This window comes from Vibrio clamense (assembly GCF_050337905.1).
In the GTDB taxonomy this organism is placed as follows: Bacteria; Pseudomonadota; Gammaproteobacteria; order Enterobacterales; family Vibrionaceae; genus Vibrio; species Vibrio cortegadensis.
The window spans coordinates 442,228-460,694 of the sequence record NZ_JAKJTJ010000019.1 but is presented as its reverse complement, the minus strand read 5'-3'; the positions used below and the strand labels follow the sequence as shown (position 1 = coordinate 460,694).

The following is an 18,467-nucleotide window of genomic DNA, read 5'->3' as shown; positions in this document are numbered from 1 at the left end:
TTTTCTTGAATATTATATTCACTACGTTTTTATTTTATTTATTAAAATGAAAATATACAGATATTAAGATCCCATTAACATTTAAATATAATTCTAGTCATTTTTGTCTTGTTTGATGTAAGAATTCATTCTCATTCGTGTTTATCTGGTTGCCTATTGGATACTATTGGGCTTTAAAGTGACTTTCTTTGTTTCCAAAATAAGCTTAATTATCTTTTCGATAAAGTTATAAAAATCACTAACTAACTGTTTTTATTTACATTGTTGTATTTCCCGTATGTTTTGAGTGGTTTAATGTCACAAATGATACTGCTTTGTTAATTGTTATGAGTATTTAGAGGTGGTCAGACGGTTTTAAATGTCTAGAATATATTTCACAAGAGTGATTATTGAAATGAATTCTTGGTAATAAAAATATTACTAACAGCAAAAAAACAATAACTATTAGTGAACAATATCATGTTAAATTTGATTATCTCTACAATACCGATTGTCCTTTTAATTTGGATGATGACCAAGAAAAATGCATTACCATCCCATTTTGCACTGCCTATCACTGCATTACTGGTCGGAATATTTCAACTGTTTTACTTTGGCGCAAACCTGACGGACCTTAGCGCGAACATCATTGCTGGTAGCCTTTCGGCTATCACTCCAATCTCAATTATCGCAGGGGCTATTTTACTAAACAGAACGATTGCACTGTCAGGGGCGGAGACCGTTATTCGCCACTGGCTAGAGAGCATCAGCCGTAACCAAATCGCGCAACTGATGATTATTGGCTGGGCATTTGCCTTCATGATCGAAGGGGCATCCGGTTTTGGAACACCTGCGGCCATTGCGGCGCCTATCCTTGTCGGTTTAGGTTTTCCTCCACTAAGAGTGGCAATGCTAGCACTTATCATGAACTCGGTTCCGGTTTCGTTTGGTGCGGTAGGAACTCCGACATGGTTTGGTTTCGGTGGCCTGAATTTAGATGAAGCATCACTGCTGACTATTGGTCAATATTCTGCGTTTCTACATACCGTGGCTGCGACCGTTATTCCTGTGATAGCTCTGAGCTTTGTCGTCGATTGGCGTGCGATTGCTAGGAACTTTATCTTTGTCCAATTGAGTATTTTTTCATGCACAGTGCCATATTTGCTGTTCGCTCAGTGGAACTATGAATTCCCAGCATTAGTCGGTGGAGCCATTGGTCTATCTATCTCAATTTTGCTTGCTCGATTCAATATAGGGATGGAAAAGCAGGACGCGAGTGATGAAGCGCCTGCCAAAAAGATTCCATTTGCTCAAGTTATTAAAGCCATGAGCCCGACATTATTGCTGATTGCTATCTTGATTGTGACTCGAATTCAGCAGCTAGGAATCAAAGCCTTGCTGGTGGATGCCACACCAATGCTGCATTTCAACCTAGGTTGGTTTGGCGAGTTCAGTGTAAGCCATGCGTTGATCATTAAGTTTGCCCATATTCTCGGAACCGACACCAGTTGGGCATATAAAACGCTGTATGTTCCTGCTCTAATCCCATTCTTTCTTGTGGTGATGATTTCAGCTGTCATCTTTGGCATGTCGAAATCACAGATGAAACAAGTTTTTTCAGAAACAGGTAGTCGCATCAAAGTGCCGTTCATTGCGCTTATCGGGGCATTAATTATGGTTAAGTTCATGATGATGGGGGGCGAAAACTCTCCGATTATGACAACAGGTCGTGCGTTCTCTGATCTTATGGGCACAAACTGGCAATTCTTTGCTTCATATCTTGGTGCTTTAGGGGCTTTCTTCTCTGGGTCTGCAACGGTATCTAACCTGACTTTCGGGGGCATTCAACAGAGTATTGCGCAAAACGTGGGCTTATCGGAACACCTGATTTTAGCGCTGCAATCCGTCGGTGGCTCAATGGGTAACATGGTCTGCATTAATAATATTATTGCGGTATCAACCATCTTGGGTATTTCCAATAAAGAAGGTTACATCATCAAGCGTACCGTCGTTCCTATGATTTTATACGGCGTAATCGTGGCCGTGGTGAGCTTAGCAATCTAAACCAATTTGGCTCACCCACCTGTAGTAGGGGCTTTGGAAACAGAGCGCGAGGGTGAGCTTACTTCTATATTTGTTAAAGAAACAATTTGCTAAAGAAACAATTTATTAAAGCAATCACTTATTAAAGCAATAATTTATTAAAGAAAAAATCTATTAAGAAAATGGATCTTTTAACTGGAGCAATACTATGAAGGTTAACTTTTTTGTTACTTGTCTTTGTGACACGGTAAAAGCAGATGTCGCGAAAAAAACAGTCCTTTTACTTGAAGATCTTGGCTGTGAAATCATTTTTCCAAAGCAACAGAGCTGCTGTGGTCAACCTTCTATCAATAGTGGTTACATTGATCAGAGCAAGCCGGGAATGAAAAACCTAATTACGGCATTTGAAAGTAACGACTATCCAATTGTGACTCCAGCGGGCTCTTGCGCGGCATCGATAAAAAAATACCCTGAGTACTTGGCTGATGAGCCTGAGTGGGCAGAAAGAGCGCAAAAAGTAGCGGACCGTTTTTTTGAATTAACGCAATTTATTGTTAACCACCTTGGTGTGACGAACGTTGGTGCTCGCTTGAAAGGGCGTGGTGTCTATCATCCATCATGCAGCCTTATCCGTAAATTAGGGGTAAGGGAGGAGCCACTTAAGCTTTTGGCAAATGTGGAAGGCTTGGAGATGGTCCCAATTAAAAACCAAGAGACATGCTGTGGATTTGGCGGAACATTTTCGGTCAAGATGTCTGAAATTTCAGGTGAAATGGTAAAAGAGAAAGTCCAGCATATTAGTGCCGTAGAGCCTGAATATCTTATCGGGGCGGACATTAGTTGCTTGATCAATATTGGTGGCCGTATGACTCGTGAAGGGCAGCCAATTAAAGTAATGCACATTGTCGATGTTCTGTTAAGCCGATAGGAGTTAAGAACCATGTCTATGAAAACCAGTGACGTTAAGTTCAAGCAACGAATTGACGTACAGATGAAAGATGACTTCATGCGTAAGTCGGTCGCGAATGCGCAAGAACGTATGTTTACTAATCGCCAAATTGCCGCAGATAAACTTGGTAATTGGGATCAATGGCGTGAGATGGGGATGGACGTCCGTAATCATGTGCTCGAAAATTTAGATTACTATTTGCATCAACTCAGCGAGAAAGTGCTCGATAATGGTGGGCATGTTCATTTTGCGAAGACAGCGCAAGAAGCGACGGATTACATTGAACAGATCATCAAAGATAAAAACGCTCAAAAAGTCGTGAAATCAAAATCGATGGTGACTGAAGAGATCGGCTTGAATCAGATGATCGAACGTAATAACTGCGAAGTGATCGAGACGGATTTAGGCGAATATATTTTGCAAGTGGATGATTGCGATCCACCCTCGCACATCGTGGTGCCAGCGCTGCATAAAAACAGAACTCAAATTAAAGATATTTTCAAAGATAAATTGAATTATCAAGGCAGTAATGATCCTGAAGAGATGACGCGCTTTGTTCGCGACCATATTCGTCACGATTTCTTAGAAGCGGATATTGGCATTACGGGTTGTAACTTTGCGGTCGCAGAGTCAGGCACTGTCGCCTTGGTGACCAATGAAGGTAATGCACGTTTAGCCACAAGTTTGCCGAAAACCCATATTGCCGTGATGGGCATGGAGCGAATTGTTCCAACATTTGAAGAGTTAGATATAGTCATTAGCTTACTGTGTCGCAGTGCCGTTGGTATCCCTTTGACGGGGTATGTGACTGCACTTACAGGGCCAAGAGAAGATGAGCAGTGCGATGGGCCAGAAGAGTTTCATCTGGTGATTGTTGATAACGGTCGCTCGGATATTTTAGGTTCTGAGTTTAAAGATATTCTACGCTGCGTTCGATGTGCGGCGTGTGTGAATACGTGCCCTGCCTATCGCCATATTGGTGGTCAATCTTATGGTTCGATCTATTCAGGCCCAATTGGAGCGGTGTTGTCTCCTCTGCTGGGTGGATACGATGATTTCAAAGATCTTCCTTACGCATGTAGCTTGTGTAAAGCCTGTCATGACGTGTGTCCGGTAAAAATTCCGCTTTCCGATCTGCTGATGAAGCACCGTGAAAAAATGGCGGAGCAGGGCATCACACCATTAAGTGAACGAGCGGTAGTTCGTGGATTCAACATACTAAATGCTACCCCGATGTTGTGGAATACCGGGGTGAAAATTGGAGCCTCGGTGGCCGGTAAAATTATCAAAAACGGGAAAATGCCGCTGAACGTTGGTGCTATTGGTAAGTGGGCACAAACCCGTGATCTACCAGAGCCGGATGGACAATCATTCCGAAGCTGGTTTGAAACAAGAAATAAGAAGTAGGAGCGGTGGTTATGTCATGTGATAAAACAGTAGATAGAGAACAACGCCTCCATAATCGAGAGTCGTTTTTAAGCAATATTGCGAGCAAACTTGGTCGGGATAAGCCATTAGAGCAGGTCGAACGTCCAGAGTTAAAACATACTTGTCACAAAGAAGTGATGGCAACGTTAAGTCAAGATGAGCTGAAAACAGAATTACTGCATTACACTCAAACGGCTCTTGGTGCAAAAGCCATCGTAACAACGGCATCGCAACTAGAAGCGACTCTAAAAGAGGTCTGTTTGTCGTACTGCGAAGATGATCAAGGTGAACCAGTCGAAGGCGACACACTTTTTTCTGCATCTGAGCGTTTATTAGCGTTGATTTCACCTCAAGCGCTGGCGACCGATCGGCACCATGTTCATGTTTGGGACCAAAGCGCAGGCTATGATGCCAACATTTTGATTGCTGAACGCGCGAAAGTGGGGGTGGTATTTGCTGAACAAGCGCTTGCTGAGTCTGGAACGATGGTGTTGTACAGCCATCCAGCGCAAGGCCGTGCGATAAGCTTGTTACCTGAAGCCTCGGTTTTTGTTGTACCGAAAAGTACGCTGGTGGCGCGGCTAACTCAAGCGACCGATGTGTTGCACGAAAAAGCCAAGCGTGGCGAACGCTTACCGTCATGCGTTAATTTTATCTCTGGACCAAGCTCAACGGCAGATATTGAACTGATTAAAGTGGTTGGGGTGCATGGGCCAATTTACGCCACTTATATCGTAATTGATGACATGTAATCGAATGGTCTGGCTCATGATTGCTTATTTGTAAGATGATCGATCCATTCGATGAGTAAGAATTTACCTTTCGGGAGCAGGGTAAGTGGGCACATTCACTAGAAAGAGAGAAGTGAATGTGCCCTTTTTATTTGCTGAGACAAACATTTCGTAACTTTTCGTGAAGTCAGAGTAAATCTTATGAGGGTCATGCGTCGTTTAAAATGAGAGAAATGTATATACTCAATTTATCATTACAAAAGCTAGAGATACGTAAATGCCACAGATAGATGACCTTGTTTTGTTTACTCAAGTTGTTGAATTTGGTTCATTTAGCAAGGTTGCTGAAGCGAACAACATTACAAAATCAATGGTAAGTAAGCGGGTGAGTAAATTAGAGGCAGATTTAGGTACTCAACTTTTGTATCGCACTACAAGAAAACTTACATTAACAGAGGCGGGAGAGGTTCTCTATTATCGAGCGAAAGACATTAACTCAGCAGCGAAAGCGGCTTTTGATGCGATAACTGGGTATAACGAAAACTTATCTGGTCACATTCGGATGTCTGTTCCTACGATATCGGGTGAGTTACTGCTGGCGAAAGCAATTTCAGACTTTTGTCAGGAGCATCCTGGGCTAACTGTTGATATGTCGATGGACAATAATTTTGTCGATTTGGTGGCGGATAATTATGATCTCGTCATTCGAACGGGGTACTTGGAAGATTCCAGCTTGATTGCCCGCTACATTTTTAATTCACATTGGATAATCTGTGCGTCTCCTGAATATTTACAAGAGCATGGCATCCCTGAAACACCCAAAGATTTACGCCATCATAACTGTATTGGTTACACTCATGAAAGCAGCGGAACATTTGATTGGCAGTTCAAAAACAATAGCGATGTATACACATTAAAAGTGACGGGAAATTTCTCGTCTGATAACTCTGCGGCATTAAGGCAGTGCGCCCTTGCCAATAATGGGGTGGCGTACCTTCCAACCTGTTTGGTGTATGACGATATTCAGCAAGGAAAGTTGGTTGAAATATTAAAACCATACAGCAATAAAGTGGTCGGTATTTATGCGGTATACCCTTATACAAAAAAACCAGCTAAACGTATTCAGGCGCTCATTGAACACATTCGTCAGCGCTATATCGATATACAAGAGTGCTTTTAATCGATAAGTAATGACAAATACAGTGAATCATCAATCATCAATCATCAACTATAGCCAAGTGATTAAACCCTAAAAGCCACACTATCGATTAACGCTTTAAATAAAGATTGAGCCGCAGGACCTGTCTTTGCACCTTTAGGGAGGGTGAGGTGTAAAGGGACTTGGTAGCGTTGTGCATTTTCTACATTGAGAATGACAACACTGTCATCGTTTTTGGATTTAATCACATGCTCAGGCAGGCGACAAAACCCTACGCCTTGTTGTACGGCTTGCCAAGCGTGATCGAAATTGTCTACGGTAATTCTCTGGCGTGCTTTTAACCATCCAACATCTTGCGCAGTATCTTCCCCTAAATCCCTTACAACAATTTGGCACGTGGTTGTGAAATCATTTAAGTTAAGCAGCTCCTTTTGGGCTAACGGGTGATGTTTTTCTATTACCGGCAGCATGGTCGCGATTCCAAAAGCTTCAGATGAATAGTTGGTGATAGGCAGAGTAATGATCGCAATATCGGCTTGTTGAGTCACCACCATCTCTGTTGTTTTGGATAGCGATGTTTCGACGACTTGAATAGAAGTACTGCTATTTTGTTCAAGGTAGCGCGAGAGCGGTTCATAAAGCCATTGCCGATCGCATAGGTGATCAATCGCAATGGTGATCTCCGATTCAATGCCCTGAGCCAATTGAGTGCTGATCTCTTCTAGCTCTCGTGCTTGCTCAAGCATTGAACCAGCCCGACGTAATAAAGACTTTCCACTATCCGTGAGCACGGCTTTTCGTCCTACGATTTGAACGAGGGATACCCCAAGCTGATCCTCAAGTTTACGTAATGCATAAATCAGGGTGGTGTGGCTTTTGCTGAGTTGTGCCGCCGCAGCTTGAATACTTCCAGCACGGTCAATCTCATATAAGGTTAGCCACTGATCTAAGGTCGTTTTTAATCTCATTGGTCTAATTTTTCCACAGTAACGTACGGTTTTATGAACTTTAATGTTTAATTTATACAGGTATTATTATTGCACACCGAGTCAATCAACGGATGAAAAATATTCTGATTGGGCGGTTTTGTTCAGTATTGATATTAAATTTGGAGACACATGATGAATAAATTACTACAAGTTGATTTTGATTACTCAGGCCCATTTGGTGAAGAGATGGCGACAATGCTAGTAGGGCTTGCTGAATCCATCAACCATGAACCAGGAATGATTTGGAAAATCTGGACTGAAAGTGAAGTGCTACAATTAGGCGGCGGTATCTACCTGTTTGAAGATGAAGCAAGCGCAAAAAATTATTTGGAAATGCACAGTGCTCGTTTAGGCGAAATGGGTATCACCAATATCGTTGGTAAAATTTTCGACGTAAACGAAACGCTTTCCTTGATCAATAAAGGCCCAATTAGCGCGCGTTCATAAATGTGCTGGTTGAGATAAAAAGGTTGATGTGAGGAAGAGGAGTAACAGATGAATAATAAAATGTTTTTAACAGTGCACGGTGCTATCTATACTGTATTTGCAATCGCACTGTTCGTGGTCCCTAGCGTAATGTGGCCAATGTATGGCTTGGAAATTAATGATCAATACGCCTATTTTCTTTCCCAACATACGTCGATATTTCTGGGTGGGATTGGTGCAATCAGTCTCTTGCTGCGAGATATTGAAGTCGGAAAATTGGCGAGGAATCTGTTTCTTGCTCTGACTATTCTCAACCTGTTAGGCGTTGCGATTACTTTGTACGCTGGCATTATCGGCATTTTCACCGGTTTTGGTTGGAGTGATCCAGCATTTTTTAGTCTGTTATCGCTATTTAGCTATCTCCAATTTAAAAAGCAGTAATGAAGAGTAGGCACCTAGAATGCAAAAGAGGGTGAGAGTAGATGATACTCTCACCCTCTTTTTGTATGTGTCATATACAAAGAGAACTGTTTTTGCTTTTAAATATGACAGATACAAAAAAGTTAAATATGACAGATACAAAAAAGGCCGCTCAATGAGCGACCTTTTGAAATTCTTTACTTAAAGTAAGAATTACTCAGCAACAACGTTTGCTGCTTGAAGACCTTTAGGGCCTTGCTCTACTTCAAAAGACACTTTTTGGCCTTCAGCAAGAGTTTTGAAACCTTCAGAAGCGATTGCACGGAAGTGTACGAATACGTCAGCGCCGCCGTTGTCTTGAGTTAGGAAACCGAAACCTTTAGTTTCGTTGAACCATTTTACGCTACCAGTTGTTTTAGACATATTATGTCCCTTATATAAATTCGTTGAGGAAAAAAATCGCCAATGCGATTTGCTGAGATTCGAATTATCGATGTTACGATGAAGCCAAGGGAAACTCTTAAAACACAAACGGTTACGCAAATGAATCTAGGTCTTTCTTTACTTACTTGTTTCATTAATAACTCTGAACTACAGAGTGAGCGCTATCATATAGAGTTTTCGAACCGTGTAAAGCTTTTTGGTAAGTTTTTTCAAAAGATACGCAGTAAAAAAAGCGAATAAATCAGTGACTCTTTGTATTTGCTCAGTTTATAAAATTAAGGGTTGAACAAATTCGTCTAAAAATATTCAACCCATTTCAATCGACTAGCGGACTTGTGCTGCAATCACTGAAATTTCGACCAGCAGTTCTTCTCTTGCCATACTCGCTTCTACACAAGCACGAGCAGGAGCATGACCTTCTGGTACCCAAGCATCCCATACTGCGTTCATCTCAGCAAAGTCAGCCATTGTTTTCACATAGATAGTGGCAGAAAGCATACTTTCACGGTTTGAACCGTAGTTCGTTAGCAATTCATCCACTTTGTCCAACATGGTTTGAGTTTGCTCTGTAATGTCTTTTGTTGAGTCTTTCGCTACTTGCCCACAAAGGTAGATCACTCCGTTATGCACAACGGCACGGCTCATACGCTGTTTGGTTTCGTTTCTTTCAATTTTTGTATTTAGTTCTGACATCATTTATTCCTATGCATAGCGTTTGAATTGAACGTAGATGAATGGCACAAACTTTCAATTCCACTTAATCGGCGCAATCATCCCTGTTTACTATGGGAGATTCAAGTGGCTTAAAATCAAATTGATTCCTTTGTGATAATAAGTTGTTTGAGTGAGCTTTTCGCCATAGCATGTTGTGATAACTGGGTACTTAGATCGTAGAGGAAAGGATGAGCATAATTTTAGAGTGCATACGAGCGGTTGGTCGAGGTGAGCGAGGGAGAAAACCTCTCTCATTTGAGCAAGCGTATCAAGTCATGGATGAATACCTTGATGGCCAAGTGGGCGATGACCAAATGGCGATGCTCCTTATGCTGATTAGAGTGCAGAATGAGACCAATGCTGAAATTGCTGGTTTTGTTAAAGCGTTTCAATCAAGAGTGCCAAACATGGGTGTCGATATTGATTGGCCATGCTATGCCGGTAAGCGTAATGATAAAAGCAGTGCGAAACCTTGGCATCTGTTGGCTGCTAATATCCTTGCTCATAATGGCTTCAGGGTCTTAATGCATGGTTATATGGATAAACCGAGTGGGCGTGAACACGCTGAGAGCTATCTACATTTGTTTGATATTGTCCCTGCTGAATCGGTAGAACAAGCACAAGATCATCTGAGCCAATCCAATATTGCTTACTTACCTTTAGACAGTTTTGCTCCACAAGCGAAAACAATGTTAGGTTGGAAAAACCGCTATGGCCTACGTACGCCAATTAACACAGTCGTAAGAGCTCTGAACCCAGGCGGGGGGCGTTTGGGGCTTCGTGGTAGCTTTCATCCCGGTTTTCAACAGCTTCATGCAGAAGTTGAGCATGTGATTGGGATTAAGTCACACTCAGTTATCTCTTTTAAAGGCCAGTCCGGTGAATCTGAATATAACCCTAAAGTGAGTCAAACGGTGTGGATGAGCACACCTGAAGGTGTTGAATCGTACTACTGGCCAGAAATGATGTCAGAGGATATCCCACTGCCGTCTTCATGCATTTTAGGGACGCCTGACAGCGAGTTGGTATTAATGGCGAATGCCGTGGTTGATACGATGAGTGCGGTTTTGTTTGCAGATCTGCACGATAGAGAATTGGCCTATAAACAGGCTCTTGAATATTGGCAGTCATATTGCCAATCAAACGGATAAGACTTTGAGCTGATCATCCACATTGCACTTATTTTTAAGTTAATAAGTAAGTGCAATATGCCTACCTACTTTACTCGCATCAGTTGGTGGTGTTGATCGCCAAATTGGAAGGAATTCACCTGCGATATTGCCATTTTTTCTACTTGTTCTAACATTTCGACAGAATAATTACGCTGTTTCATCCACTGTAGAGATTCACTAAAACTATCTTCATTAATAATGAATGACTGATCTTTAAATGTACTTTCAGTAATACGGATAACCCAGATCCTAGATTGAAAGTCTAAAGCGTCCATAATGTGGTGAGATATCCCTTGGTAGAGCTTAGTGAAATAGTGTTTCATGGTATTAGTCAACTTTCTTAGTTTCGTCGTGGAAGGCGTCACATTGTTCATTCAAACGTTTGTCACCATACTTACTCTTACTGGCAAATACAATTAATGCACCAATGCCATTGAGCATGAGTGGTACCCGTTAGCCGTTTACAAACAAATGGAGAAGACTATGCCGAAAGTGCTATATAAGCGGGCGTTTATCATTGCTTTGGTGGTAGGCAGCATTTTGAATGTAATCAATCAGTATGATGCGATTTGGGGACTAGGGGTTTTTAGTTGGACCAAAGCGCTGTTAACTTACTGTGTGCTCTTTATTGTTTCACTCGTGAGCGCAGTGTTCACCATGCAAGATGTAGAAAAAACACGATGAGAAAAAAATAAATTTCTCTATTAACCCTCCCCAAGCCCTTTTATTTCAACGTTCTTGCTAGTGATAGGTTTTGCCTATTAATAAAATTGTTGTAATCCATTTAGTAAAATCAAGAAATTAGACAACAATTACTCTATAGGCAGCATAATGTGGCTGTATAAGGAGATAGATATGGAATCATTGAGAGTTCGAGATTATATGACTCAGCGCGCGGTAACATTCACCGTTGATATGCCTTTAAGTGCCGCTTTAGACAAAGTCATGAAAACGGACCATTTAGGCGGCCCTGTTATTAATGATGCCGAAGAGGTCATCGGTTTCTTATCCGAGCAAGATTTACTCGATAAATTGGTGAAGGTGAGCTATTTCTGTCAAGACACGCATATTGTTGGTGACTGTATGCATGCAGAGGTTTTGTCTGTGAGCCCTGATATGACTATTATCGATTTAGCGGGGATGATGAAAGTAGGAAAGCCGAAAGTGTACCCAGTGATTGATAATAAAAAACTGGTTGGCATTATTACTCGTCGTGATGTTCTAAGAGCGATAGGTAAAAATCTCGAAGAGTGTTTCAAGCACCCAGTGTGATGGATTTATTCTGTAGAGAAATAGAGAAATAGAGAAATAAGCAAGGGGCGCCAAGAGCGCCTTTTGTTGTTCAAGCGATATAATGATAGTCATAAAAACGATGATGACGGAGAGTCAATGACCACACAGAACGCTAAGTTTGTTGAAGGCTCAACAATGAAACACATTCTAGTAATGACAGGGTCAGGCTCTATCGGCTTGATGGCGCTGTTCGTGGTTGATCTATTAGATATGCTGTTCATTAGTATGTTGGGACAAGTGGAGTTAGCGGCTGCGGTTGGTTTTGCTGGAACATTGACCTTTTTTACCACCTCCGTTTCAATCGGGACTTCAATTGCGATGGGGGCGTTGGTTTCAAAGTCCATCGGAGCAAAACAGGCACAGACAGCTAGGCAATTAAGCGTCAGCATATTGATTACTGCATTTTTTATTAGTGTCTTAGTGACAAGTGTGATGTTCACTTATATACCTGAGCTGTTGTCTGCAATAGGCGCAAAAGGTCTTGCGGCTGAAAGAGCAGAAGCGTATTTGCGTATTTTATTACCAAGCAGTCCTTTTATTGCATTAGCGATGGCGGCAGGAGCAGGGCTAAGAGCGGCAGGCGATGCCAAGCGGTCAATGTGGGCGACGCTGTCTGGCGGTATTGTTAATGCGATCCTTGACCCCATTTTTATTTTTGGTTTTGGTTGGAACGTTGAAGGTGCAGCATTGGCATCTGTATTTGCAAGAGCAACGGTTCTCTTCTTTTCCCTATACCCTCTTATTCGTGTTCATAACTTAGTCGCGGTCCCCAATTTCTCAGCATGGCAACTGCATATCAGGAATATTCTGGCCATCGCATTGCCCGCCATTCTGACTAATACCGCGACACCTATTGGTAATGCCATAGTGACCTCAGCCATCGCGCAATTTGGAGAAGACTTTGTGGCTGGCTACGCGGTTGTCGGGCGTCTGACTCCTGTCTGCTTTGCGGTGATATTTGCACTGTCTGGTGCTGTTGGACCGATCATTGGTCAAAACTTTGGTGCCGATAAAATCACGCGAGTGAAGGAAACATTGAGTAACTCTTTGGTGGTGACCACTGTTTATACGATGGTGGTTTGTAGCGTTCTTTATTTGGTGCAAGATTTCATTGTGGCAGCGTTTAGTTTGCAAGGGGATGCCGCTGTCATGTTAAGGGCCTTTTGCACATACGTTGCGATCACTTTTGTGTTTAATGGGGCACTGTTTGTTGCGAATACGTCATTTAATAACTTGGGCAAACCCATCTATTCAACGGTTTTAAATTTGGGGAAAGCGACGTTAGGCACGCTACCATTCGTTACTCTTGGAGCGTATTGGCACGGAGCCCTTGGTGTACTATATGGTCAAGCGATAGGGAATGTTCTATTTGGTTTAATTGCGATATGGGCCTTGCGTCATCACATTGCTGAAATAATGAAAAACAGTGACGTTCCTGATGAAGACGATGATGATCCAGCCATCATTTGTATCAATACACAGCCATTTTGTTCACATGATGCCATTTTGATTGATGAAGTTGCGATTGATGAAGATGAAATCGAAAAAACGAATGTAGCACGATAGTTTTTCTTGACCTTGGAGCTAACTCCAAGGTGTATGATTTATTCATACTTTAATAAGGATAACTATATGTGTACTAAACATGATGCGTGCTGTTCAAGCAAAACAGGTGTTAATCCCTCTAGCAAGGGAAGTTGTTCAAGCCCAACCATTACGACGATTTCTACTGAAGGCACGGCACAAACGGCAGGTTGCTGTGAAACAGAAAGTGGTGGTTCAAGTTGCTGTGGTACAGACCCCGCGGAAGAGGACAGTCAGCCCTTAACATCAAATAGTCACTACTCTCAAAGCTGGAAAGTTTCAGGGATGGATTGCCCATCTTGTGCTCGAAAGATTGAAACGGCGATTCAGAACGTTGAAGGTGTCGTTAACGCTAAAGTCTTATTTGCTACAGAAAAACTGGTCGTCAACTTTGATGATCCATCGCTTGCCGAACATATCGAAAAAGTGGCGAAAAAAACGGGCTTTCCTCTGCGGTCAACAACCGCTCCCAGTTCCGAACCTCAAACTTCTGGTTGGCAGTCTGTATTAAAGGCCAATGCTCAAATTATTGCGATAGCCTCAGCGATGGCAATAGGTGCTTTGATCAAACCTATTGCTCCAGAATTTAGCCAGTGGGTCTTTATCCTTACCTGCTTACTCGGCTTGTTCCCCGTAACAAAGAAAGCGATCACTTTAGCCAAGTCAGGCACGCCATTTGCGATTGAAACCTTAATGAGTGTTGCAGCGCTTGGGGCACTCTACCTTGGTGAAACCGTTGAAGCGGCAATGGTACTGCTACTATTCCTTATCGGAGAACGACTTGAAGCCTTTGCCGCTTCGAGGGCGCGTAGTGGTGTACAAGCATTAATGGCATTAGTGCCAGAGTCGGCAGTGAAAATTGTTAACGGTGAGCGAGTTGAAGTCTCAGCTAGTGAACTAACACCAGGTGATGTCATCGAAGTCTCTCCAGGTTCGCGTTTACCCGCAGATGGTCAGTTACAAGACAGTAACGCCAGCTTTGATGAGAGTGCATTAACAGGTGAGTCGATCCCTGTTGAGCGTTTTAAAGGCGAAGGTGTGATGGCAGGTGCCGTAGTAGTCGATAAAGTGGTGCGCTTTTCTATCACTTCCAAGCAGGGCGAAAACGCGATAGATCGAATTCTGCACCTAATAGAAGAGGCGGAATCTCGTAAAGCACCTCTTGAGCGATTTTTAGATAAGTTCAGTCGTTGGTATACGCCACTCATGATGTTGGTCTCACTGCTGGTTATCATTACGCCGCCACTATTGTTTGCTCAACCTTGGGAAACTTGGGTTTATCGCGGTTTAGCATTGTTATTGATTGCATGTCCTTGTGCACTAGTGATTTCAACACCGGCGGCGATTACTTCAGGGCTAGCGGCAGGGGCGAGACGAGGTGCTTTAATTAAAGGTGGCGCGGCGCTGGAACAGCTAGGAAAAATTGAAACGATTGCTTTCGATAAAACTGGTACTTTAACGAAAGGCAAACCAGAAGTAACCGATGTGATCACTCTGAATGGGTGGCAAGAGGAGGCTTTTTTACGGGTGGTTTCGGCAATTGAAGTCGGTTCAAGTCACCCGCTTGCAATCTCTCTAGTTAGAAAAGCGGAGAGCTTGGGGATTGATATGCCTGAAGCCATCAATAAGCAGGCTTTAGTTGGAAGTGGCGTTCGAGGAGAACTCGATGGGGCGGAATATTATATTTTAGCGCCAACGAAAGTGAACGTTGAGCTAGAGAGCGATGTTCTAGATAGGATCCATCAGCTTGAAGAGCAGGGTAAAACCGTTGTTGTCGCCAGTTCAGATACCGCGGCGATTGGTATTATTGCGTGGCAAGATACTCTTCGTGAAGATGCTCATCAAGCTATTGAAGCACTGAAAAAATTGGGTATTAACTCCGTTATGTTGACAGGAGATAATCCGCGTAGTGCTGCAGCCATTAGTCAGAAGATCGGGATTGATTTTAAAGCAAGCCTACTGCCTAAAGATAAAGTGACCTATGTGGATAAGCTATCGGCAGACTCTGTCGTTGGTATGGTCGGTGATGGGATTAATGATGCTCCAGCAATGAAAGCCGCGAGCGTCGGTATTGCGATGGGCGGGGGGACTGATGTCGCGCTGGAAACGGCAGACTCAGCCTTGACTCATAATCGACTGATTGAGCTTGCAGGTATGATTGAGTTATCACGTGCGACACTCAATAATATTCGTCAAAATGTCATTTTGGCGCTGGGCTTAAAGAGCGTATTTCTGGTCACAAGCCTGTTAGGTATAACAGGGTTATGGGTTGCAGTATTGGCAGACAGTGGCGCAACGGCTTTGGTGACACTTAATGCTTTACGTCTTCTTAAATTTAAATCGAAAATAGATGAATAAAATAAAACTACGGTTTTGAACTTACTGAAAGTATAACTCAATCATAGTTATTCAAAGGTGTTGAACTTCTTGGGTTCAACACCTTTTTTATGTTCGACGATAAATGCCTAGGAAAATAAATAGATAAGCAGATAAAAGAGGCTTTTTGTCATATTCAGTGCCTATACTTTGTTCGGTTTAATGTTTTTCTATCTCAAATTTATGCAACCTAGTTTTCTTTGTATGATAAAAGTGTGATGCCAACCGATTTTATGTGAAAGCGCATGTTACATCTTGCTGTTGGTTGTGATGTATATCACTCTTTATTCTTCTAAGGTTGGTTAGAGTTGTTGTGTACCCCAACCAATTTAATACGTGCTTAGCCAGCGAAGCGAAGAACTCGTTAACTAAGCCATAAAGGAGTGACTTATGTCTCAAGCTGTTTTCCACCTAGGTATTACTGAAGCTGATCTAAATGGCGCTACTCTTGCTATCATCCCTGGCGATCCGGCTCGTGTACAAAAGATTGCTGAAGAAATGGAGAACCCAGTTTTCCTAGCTAGCCACCGTGAATATACTCTTTACCGTGCAGAGCTTGATGGCAAGTCTGTTGTTGTATGTTCAACTGGTATCGGTGGTCCTTCAACTTCTATTGCTGTAGAAGAACTAGCACAGCTTGGTGTTCGTACTTTCTTACGTGTTGGTACTACTGGTGCGATTCAATCTCACGTAAACGTAGGTGACATGATCGTTACTACTGGTTCTGTTCGTTTAGACGGTGCAAGCTTGCATTTCGCTCCTATGGAATTCCCAGCTGTGGCTGATTTCGAAATCGCAACTGCAATGAAAGCTGCCGTTGAAGAGTCTGGCGCAGCCGTTCACATGGGTGTAACTGCTTCAAGTGATACGTTCTACCCAGGTCAAGAGCGTTACGATACGTTCTCTGGTCGTGTAGTTAAGCGTTTCCAAGGTTCAATGCAAGAATGGCAAGATATGGGCGTTCTTAACTTTGAAATGGAATCAGCAACATTACTTACAATGTGTGCAAGCTCAGGTCTTAAAGCGGGTTGTGTAGCGGGTGTTATCATTAACCGTACACAAAAAGAAATCCCAGATCACGCAACGTTGAAAGAGACAGAAGCGCGCTCTATTAAAGTCGTTGTAGCAGCGGCTCGTAAAATGCTTTAATTTTCTGTCCTCCGATAGATAAATAAACACGAAAAGAGCAAAGGGAAACCTTTGCTCTTTTTGTATTTTTGGACCAAATGTAAATAACTTTTAAAACAATAACTTACATTGATTATTTTATAAATTTGAACTGCCTCGAAAGTTTATTATAACTACAGATTATAAGTTAATAGCAATTTGAATATGAATCGCTTGAAGTGATGTGAGTAATTATGCTGATAAGGTGGGTTTATTTTTCTTGTGAGGTTTTCTGATTACTTGTTATTACTGGATTGGTTAATGTTATGGGTTCTTTTTTCTGACTAAAATGTGAGTAGTAATGTGTTTTTTATGTGCTGCTAGAAAATTAAAGGTATGCGAGTCATTTAACTGTTTTTATTGAGTTTTCTGATTAATCATTCTGAAAGAGTCATTTGTGACTGAAATTAATTCCTGTTAGCTTTTCCCGGCGCAGCTAGGACGGCGTGCGCTATTAAGGATAATAAAGTCACAGGACAGTAAAATGAAAAAAACACTTCTAGCAGTAATCATCCCTTCTCTTTTCGTCGCTGGTGCCGTATCAGCCGCAGAAATCTATAAATCAGATGAGGGCAAAGCTGAATTTTATGGTCAGCTTCGTACAGAATTAAAGAAAAACCCAGATAAAGACATCACTCTTGGTGCCGGTTCATCAAGAGCGGGTGTAAAAGCAGAGTACCAGTTGGTTGAGGGGATTAATGTTTTTGGTAAAGTTGAATTTGGTCTGCAAGGTAAAGGCGACTATACAATGAAAAACCGCCTGCATTATGCGGGTGTGAGTGGCGATTTCGGTAAAATTACCGTAGGTCGTCAGTGGGTTGTATCGGATGACACTTGGGGCGCGGATTACTCGTACTTCTTTGGTGGCACTGGTTTACGCCATGCGACACTTTCAGGTGCCCGTCATGACTCGTTGATTAAGTATAACTATGAAAGCGATAGCTTCTGGGTAGCGGCGAACCACGGTTTAGATCAAGACGATACCAACCAAGAGCTGACAGAACTTTATGCTGGAACATCAGCGGGTGATCTATCTCTACACTTTGGTGGTGGTACCAATACATCAAAAGGTCATGTAGTCGGAGATAACTCAGGTACAGATATCGTTGCTGATTTAAAAAATACTTTCTTCGAAGGTACGGTCGAATACACAATGGGTGATGCGCTTGTCGGTTTCACTTATTACAACGCACAGCTTGAGGATCTTAACTCATCTGGGAAAATTAAGGAGAATGCATTCAGCTTAGGTGGTACATATGCCTTTACAAAGAAAACGAGTGCTTATTCTGGTGTTGAGTATGTAGAGCAAAAAGCTGGCAGCTTAGAAGGCGACGGCAAAAATGCTTACTTAGGCGCGGTACACAAGTTTAATAGCTGGTCACGCATTTATGCAGAAATGGGTTATAGCAAAGGTACAACCACAGGTTACACCAATCAAGGATCTGACGTTTTCGTTGGTCCAACGAAGAATGATGGCGAAAGTCGCTTTGCTATTGGTGCCCGTGTTTACTGGTAAAAACGTTTAAAAGATTATGCCTTTTCTTTTGCCCAACCATGATTGATGGTTGGGCTTTTTTCTGTGACTTGCTTTTG

18 protein-coding genes are annotated in these 18,467 nt (G+C 42.3%); 14 read left to right on the top strand and 4 right to left on the bottom strand.

Going from position 1 to position 18,467, the window contains the following annotated elements:
- Positions 1–459: 459 nt before the first annotated feature.
- From L4C39_RS05010 to L4C39_RS04990, 5 genes are all read left to right on the top strand, one after another.
- Positions 460–2,043, top strand: coding sequence for an L-lactate permease (locus tag L4C39_RS05010; RefSeq protein ID WP_429744799.1), 1,584 nt, complete (start codon positions 460–462; stop codon positions 2,041–2,043).
- A 187-nt stretch (positions 2,044–2,230) separates the two neighbouring features.
- Entirely contained in the window at positions 2,231–2,950 is a 720-nt protein-coding gene (locus L4C39_RS05005; protein WP_017052688.1) for a (Fe-S)-binding protein, read from the top strand.
- Positions 2,951–2,962: 12 nt separating this feature from the next.
- Positions 2,963–4,378 carry a LutB/LldF family L-lactate oxidation iron-sulfur protein gene (locus L4C39_RS05000; RefSeq protein ID WP_113797573.1) on the top strand — a complete coding sequence of 472 codons (1,416 nt, stop codon included), beginning with the start codon at positions 2,963–2,965 and terminating at the stop codon, positions 4,376–4,378.
- A gap of 11 nt (positions 4,379–4,389) precedes the next feature.
- Positions 4,390–5,151: a LutC/YkgG family protein gene (locus L4C39_RS04995; protein ID WP_017052686.1), complete on the top strand. Its 762-nt coding sequence runs from the start codon at positions 4,390–4,392 to the stop codon at positions 5,149–5,151.
- 256 nt (positions 5,152–5,407) lie between these two features.
- Complete coding sequence (locus L4C39_RS04990) at positions 5,408–6,310, top strand: LysR family transcriptional regulator (RefSeq protein WP_017052685.1); 903 nt, start codon at positions 5,408–5,410, stop codon at positions 6,308–6,310.
- Positions 6,311–6,372: 62 nt separating this feature from the next.
- Here the strand turns inward: L4C39_RS04990 and L4C39_RS04985 are convergent, their stop codons facing one another.
- Positions 6,373–7,257, bottom strand: a complete 885-nt coding sequence (locus L4C39_RS04985) for a LysR family transcriptional regulator (RefSeq protein WP_429744796.1) — start codon at positions 7,255–7,257, stop codon at positions 6,373–6,375.
- Between the two features lie 153 nt (positions 7,258–7,410).
- Here L4C39_RS04985 and L4C39_RS04980 point away from each other — a divergent pair, with 153 nt between their 5' ends.
- Both L4C39_RS04980 and L4C39_RS04975 read left to right on the top strand, forming a co-directional pair.
- On the top strand, positions 7,411–7,725 hold the full coding sequence (locus L4C39_RS04980) for a monooxygenase (RefSeq protein WP_113797569.1): 315 nt from the start codon (positions 7,411–7,413) through the stop codon (positions 7,723–7,725).
- A gap of 48 nt (positions 7,726–7,773) precedes the next feature.
- Positions 7,774–8,145: a hypothetical protein gene (locus L4C39_RS04975; protein ID WP_429744794.1), complete on the top strand. Its 372-nt coding sequence runs from the start codon at positions 7,774–7,776 to the stop codon at positions 8,143–8,145.
- A 192-nt stretch (positions 8,146–8,337) separates the two neighbouring features.
- Here the strand turns inward: L4C39_RS04975 and cspE are convergent, their stop codons facing one another.
- Both cspE and L4C39_RS04965 read right to left on the bottom strand, forming a co-directional pair.
- A complete protein-coding gene (gene cspE, locus L4C39_RS04970) occupies positions 8,338–8,547 on the bottom strand; it encodes a transcription antiterminator/RNA stability regulator CspE (RefSeq protein WP_017052680.1) in 210 nt (69 codons plus the stop codon).
- Between the two features lie 345 nt (positions 8,548–8,892).
- A complete protein-coding gene (locus tag L4C39_RS04965) occupies positions 8,893–9,261 on the bottom strand; it encodes a RidA family protein (RefSeq protein ID WP_017052678.1) in 369 nt (122 codons plus the stop codon).
- A 209-nt stretch (positions 9,262–9,470) separates the two neighbouring features.
- Between L4C39_RS04965 and L4C39_RS04960 the strand changes: the two genes are divergently transcribed.
- On the top strand, positions 9,471–10,433 hold the full coding sequence (locus tag L4C39_RS04960) for a glycosyl transferase family protein (protein WP_429744792.1): 963 nt from the start codon (positions 9,471–9,473) through the stop codon (positions 10,431–10,433).
- A 65-nt stretch (positions 10,434–10,498) separates the two neighbouring features.
- Here the strand turns inward: L4C39_RS04960 and L4C39_RS04955 are convergent, their stop codons facing one another.
- Complete coding sequence (locus L4C39_RS04955; protein ID WP_050988736.1) at positions 10,499–10,777, bottom strand: hypothetical protein; 279 nt, start codon at positions 10,775–10,777, stop codon at positions 10,499–10,501.
- 160 nt (positions 10,778–10,937) lie between these two features.
- Between L4C39_RS04955 and nrtS the strand changes: the two genes are divergently transcribed.
- The 6 genes from nrtS (at position 10,938) to L4C39_RS04925 (ending at position 18,390) form a co-directional block, all read left to right on the top strand.
- Entirely contained in the window at positions 10,938–11,138 is a 201-nt protein-coding gene (gene nrtS, locus L4C39_RS04950; RefSeq protein WP_429744790.1) for a nitrate/nitrite transporter NrtS, read from the top strand.
- Between the two features lie 171 nt (positions 11,139–11,309).
- Positions 11,310–11,726, top strand: a complete 417-nt coding sequence (locus L4C39_RS04945) for a CBS domain-containing protein (RefSeq protein ID WP_017052674.1) — start codon at positions 11,310–11,312, stop codon at positions 11,724–11,726.
- A 117-nt stretch (positions 11,727–11,843) separates the two neighbouring features.
- Positions 11,844–13,313 carry an MATE family efflux transporter gene (locus L4C39_RS04940; protein WP_429744787.1) on the top strand — a complete coding sequence of 490 codons (1,470 nt, stop codon included), beginning with the start codon at positions 11,844–11,846 and terminating at the stop codon, positions 13,311–13,313.
- Between the two features lie 66 nt (positions 13,314–13,379).
- Positions 13,380–15,689 carry a zinc/cadmium/mercury/lead-transporting ATPase gene (locus L4C39_RS04935; protein ID WP_429744785.1) on the top strand — a complete coding sequence of 770 codons (2,310 nt, stop codon included), beginning with the start codon at positions 13,380–13,382 and terminating at the stop codon, positions 15,687–15,689.
- Positions 15,690–16,097: 408 nt separating this feature from the next.
- The gene (udp, locus tag L4C39_RS04930) at positions 16,098–16,856 is read left to right on the top strand and encodes a uridine phosphorylase (RefSeq protein WP_017052671.1); all 759 of its coding nucleotides are present in this window, start codon (positions 16,098–16,100) and stop codon (positions 16,854–16,856) included.
- A gap of 502 nt (positions 16,857–17,358) precedes the next feature.
- Positions 17,359–18,390 carry a porin gene (locus L4C39_RS04925; RefSeq protein ID WP_171756602.1) on the top strand — a complete coding sequence of 344 codons (1,032 nt, stop codon included), beginning with the start codon at positions 17,359–17,361 and terminating at the stop codon, positions 18,388–18,390.
- Positions 18,391–18,467 lie beyond the last annotated feature (77 nt).